7 protein-coding genes are annotated in these 3753 nt (G+C 67.8%); all 7 read right to left on the reverse strand.

Annotation, left to right across the window (positions count from 1 at the left end; all coding sequences use genetic code 11):
* A partial coding sequence (locus tag VGC18_RS07500) for a hypothetical protein (RefSeq protein WP_331095864.1) occupies positions 1–499 on the reverse strand: 499 nt, incomplete at its 3' end.
* A gap of 61 nt (positions 500–560) precedes the next feature.
* Entirely contained in the window at positions 561–1052 is a 492-nt protein-coding gene (locus tag VGC18_RS07505; protein ID WP_331095867.1) for a hypothetical protein, read from the reverse strand.
* Positions 1049–1696, reverse strand: a complete 648-nt coding sequence (locus VGC18_RS07510; protein ID WP_331095869.1) for a hypothetical protein — start codon at positions 1694–1696, stop codon at positions 1049–1051. The genes VGC18_RS07505 and VGC18_RS07510 overlap by 4 nt, the downstream gene beginning before the upstream one ends.
* Complete coding sequence (locus VGC18_RS07515; protein ID WP_331095871.1) at positions 1693–1854, reverse strand: hypothetical protein; 162 nt, start codon at positions 1852–1854, stop codon at positions 1693–1695. Before VGC18_RS07515 ends, VGC18_RS07510 begins: the two co-directional genes overlap by 4 nt.
* Positions 1855–2086: 232 nt before the next feature.
* Positions 2087–2743 (reverse strand): hypothetical protein, encoded by a 657-nt coding sequence (locus VGC18_RS07520; protein ID WP_331095874.1) that lies wholly within the window; start codon positions 2741–2743, stop codon positions 2087–2089.
* Complete coding sequence (locus VGC18_RS07525; RefSeq protein ID WP_331095876.1) at positions 2740–3111, reverse strand: hypothetical protein; 372 nt, start codon at positions 3109–3111, stop codon at positions 2740–2742. Before VGC18_RS07525 ends, VGC18_RS07520 begins: the two co-directional genes overlap by 4 nt.
* On the reverse strand, positions 3108–3753 hold a 646-nt coding region (locus tag VGC18_RS07530; RefSeq protein ID WP_414672866.1), incomplete at its 5' end, for a hypothetical protein. The genes VGC18_RS07530 and VGC18_RS07525, both read right to left, overlap by 4 nt.

The following is a 3753-nucleotide window of genomic DNA, read 5'->3' on the forward strand; positions in this document are numbered from 1 at the left end:
TGCGTGGGGTACCGAACGGCGCGTAGTCGTAGGACCGCGCGATGGCTCCGGTGCTCTTGATGAGGTCAACGGGCGAGCCGATCGGGTCGTGACTGATTGTCTCGGTTGCGCCGGCCGAGGCCAGTGCGCCGAGGCGGCCGAACTTGCACGCCATTCCGCAGACCGTCTCCATGTTCATCGGCAGTGACCGGCCCGCCCCGCTTGAAGCGGTGCTCAGGAGCGCGTCACCGGTGTTTGCGGCAACACCGAGACGCCCGGTCGAGACATGGCTCGCCCAGGAGATGACTTCCGACCCCGCCGGCGAACCCCGCGCGGCCCCGAACGACGCGTGCGCGGTCGACGAGTCTGCGAGTGCGTCGTAGCCGTCGGGCGTGGTGTCGTAGGTGTAGGCCGCCGGAGCGCCCGACGCGGGAGCGGCGCTGAACAGGCCAACCACGGCCGCGAAGAGTGCCACCAAGAAGGCGAGGAACCACCGGACGTGCCGGGCTTGGGTGGTCATGGGAGTGATCCTCGCAGGCGCGATCACCGGCGGTGGGCCCCGACGCGAGCATAGGCCGGCGTCACCCCATCGGGCCGTTCTCCATGTCCCCGCCTTCGAGGAGAATGCGGGCATCCTTGCGGACGAACCCGCGCATCTTCCCGCCCGCCGCCATCTGCTTGAGGTCTTCGAGCGTCGTCACGCGGCTGGCCAGTCCGGAGATCGCTTCTCCGATCTCGGAGAGCGCCAGGCGCCGCGCGTCATCAGCAAGGTCACTGGCCGCGCCAAGGGCTTGCCACGCGCGCCAATGGTCGAGACCGAACGGTTCGCCACCGCCGTCGGGATAGAAGATGATCGGGCAGTCGTTGGCGCGATCGGGCCGACCGTCCGACGCGAGTTCCGCTGGACACACTCCAAGGCTGATACCTAGGCGATCGGTCCGGGGGACCTGGTCGAGCTCGACGAGCCAGACCAAGTCCGGCCAGGCGAGGCGGAAGCGGCGCCCGCGACCCTCGAACCCTCCACCCACCAGCGACTCGCCTAGAACTCGAACGATGTCTCTGCGATCCATCATGGTGTGTACACATCCACCTGAGTGGTCCATGGTCGGCCAGTTAGTTCCTCAAGATACGCCTTGTACCCGTTCACCTGTCTCCAGCCCGCCGCGACCGCGGACGGGTTGCCCGGCTTCAGCTCGCCGACGACGGACTGCGTCCAGTTCACCGCGTCGGGCCGGAGGCTCGATCCAGGCAGCGTCCGGTTGAACTGAACAAGGTCTTCGCCGGACCAGCCCGACGTGTTGGGGTAACTCGCATGAGCGGACCGGCCCGCCGCTGCGGCTGCAGACTCGCCCCCGGCACCCGACGTGAACTGCCCGAGCGCATTCCGCGGCAATCCGGATGCCGATCCTGCGGTTTCTGCGGCAACACCGGTAGCCACCACGATCTGCGGTTGCGGAGGGTCGTGGCCTAGCCGCTGACCTGCACTGATGCTCGCCGAAGGCCCGACGGTGACCTGGCTCGCAGAGGTTGAGGCCCCGACGCCGTTCTGAGCCGCGGAGCCTGTTGCTGCCGACGCAGGTGCGGCGCCCAAGAGTCCGATCGCGACCGCAAGGACGGCGGCTAGGAGGGCAGGGATCCAGCGGCGTAAGTGGGCGCGGCGGGTCAGGCCGAACATCGCCCCGATCATGCCGACGATCGCCGAGATGGCTCGGCTCATGGTTGACCGAGGAGTTGGAGGAGATCGAGCGCCTCACCGGTGGTGATCTCGCCATCGATCACGTCGCCGATCTCGTCCAGCCTCGAGATGGCGGCTGAGATCGCATCCTCCCAGGCGGCCTCGAACTCGACATCGATCGGCTGGATCGGACCTTCCACAGCGGCTTCAACGAACCCGCGCCGCATGAACGATGCCCAAGCCTGAGCGGCCGCGGGCGAGACTCGACCGTGGATCAGGCCCCGCAAGATGCTGACTGCGGCGGCTCTCCGAACGACCAGCGGCGCCCCGATCGACGTTTCGGCTGCTCGTACCGAGGAGTGATCAGCCCTCGAGATCTCGGCGATCGCACTCGCGTCACCGCGCAACGCGCGCCTCAGCGCGTCGGTGAGATCACGGTCCACCATGCACCCACTTGGTCTCGATCAGCCCGTCGGGACCCATCGTGTTCTTGTACTCGCGAAGTACTTGCCCGGCGCGATCGATCTCCTGGACGTAGACCTTGCTGTAGCCCGGATTGTTCGCTGGCGAGGAGAACTGCATCCGGTAGCCGCCGCCTGGGAGCTCAACCGCTTGGAAGTCTTGACTCTTTGATGTCGCGCCACGGAAGAACCGATTGCCAGCGCCGGCGAGGTCACCTGGAAGGCCCTCCCTCGCCGCAGCCCGGCTTCCGAAGTTGAGGACCGACCCGCCGGTGTTTGCGGCATCTCCGCGATCGCGGACGGAGGCAGACCTCCCCCACGACACCGCTCCCGGCCCCGACGGCGACCACCGCGCCCCCGTCGCCACAGTGTCCGACGACGACAACCGCGCAGGGGCTTCGTAGGTGTAGGTCGCGCCGTTGTAGGTGTAGGCAGCCGTCACGGCCGGCAGCGGCGCAACCGCGAAGACCGTGGCCCCGACGGCGATCCGGGGGCCCGAAGCCGAGATCGCCGCGGCGGGTGCCGCACCGGCCACTGCAACCAAGAGTGCGAACACGGCAGCGAGGAGTGCGCTGGTCCAGCGCCACCGGTGGTTCGGGTGGGCAGACTGAGCCAGCGCGCCGATCACTTCGTGAACTCCTGGCTGAGCAAGCGCCCCGTCGCAGGATCAAGTCGGACACGGTATCCAGTCCACGTGGATGCGAGCACAACCCCGTCGATGTCGGTGTCCAGGCTCACGAACGCGTCCGTCGCGCCAGCCTGCGGGAGTTCGCCTCGCCAGACCACTTCGGCGGCCGACGTGATTCGCACGAGGTTCCTGACTCGCCCCCCGCCAGCGGGTGGGTCGAGCAGCGCAAGGGCTGAACGACCATCCGACGCGATACGTAAATCGAGAACGCGCATTCCGTCCGGCAGGCCTGCCCACACGTCCGACGCATCGTCCAGAGAGATCGTGAGGATCCCGTCGCTGACGGAGAAGAAGACACGGGTGCTCATGGGAGGAGTTCCCCCTTCCCGAAGCTGGAGAGCGGGATTCGCTCCAGAAGCTGGGCTTGCGCCCAACCGCCCGACTGACCGAAGGCCGGTGCGGCGGTGCCCACCTGCATACGAACGCCAGGCGGGAGGGTCACCCGCGAGACGTAGGTCGCCGCGTTCTCGGCCGGGAGTGCAAGGCCCTCTCGCGCGGCAGCCGACGAAACCGGCCTGATGGCGGTCAGCCACGAACCGGCCTGATCCGCACCGCCACCCCAGACGCGATACATCGTCTCGCCCCCTGTGGACAGGCGACTGAGCGAGTTCCCTGCCCAAGGCGCGACCCGGGGCGATGCCTCGATAGCCGTGAGACCGGTGTTTGCGGCAGCCTCACTCGCTGCTCCGACCTCAATTTGACTGAGCCCGAGGGTGCCTTCGGACGTGGCCGGCGAGGCGATGAGTGCGACGTTGAACAGGGAGCCGCCGAGGGCTTTGCCTGACTCTTCCAGGCAGGGACTCGTGACAGCTTTGGCGAAGCCGTCGCGGATGGCGGCGAAGGGGTTGAGCGTGTCGGCGCATGCCATGACGCCATAGGCGCCACCGCCATTGGCTGTCGCCGCCGCTTGGCAGCCTTTGACGGCTTGGTCGATGGTGTCGGCCGGGTCC

Source organism: Lacisediminihabitans sp., from assembly GCF_036404185.1.
Lineage (GTDB): Bacteria > Actinomycetota > Actinomycetes > Actinomycetales > Microbacteriaceae > Lacisediminihabitans.

Coding starts and splice junctions, on each gene's coding strand:
- VGC18_RS07505 (WP_331095867.1), bottom strand. CDS start 1,052: ATGATGGATCGCAGAGACATCGTTCGAGTTCTAGGCGAGTCGCTGGTG.
- VGC18_RS07510 (WP_331095869.1), bottom strand. CDS start 1,696: ATGAGCCGAGCCATCTCGGCGATCGTCGGCATGATCGGGGCGATGTTC.
- VGC18_RS07525 (WP_331095876.1), bottom strand. CDS start 3,111: ATGAGCACCCGTGTCTTCTTCTCCGTCAGCGACGGGATCCTCACGATC.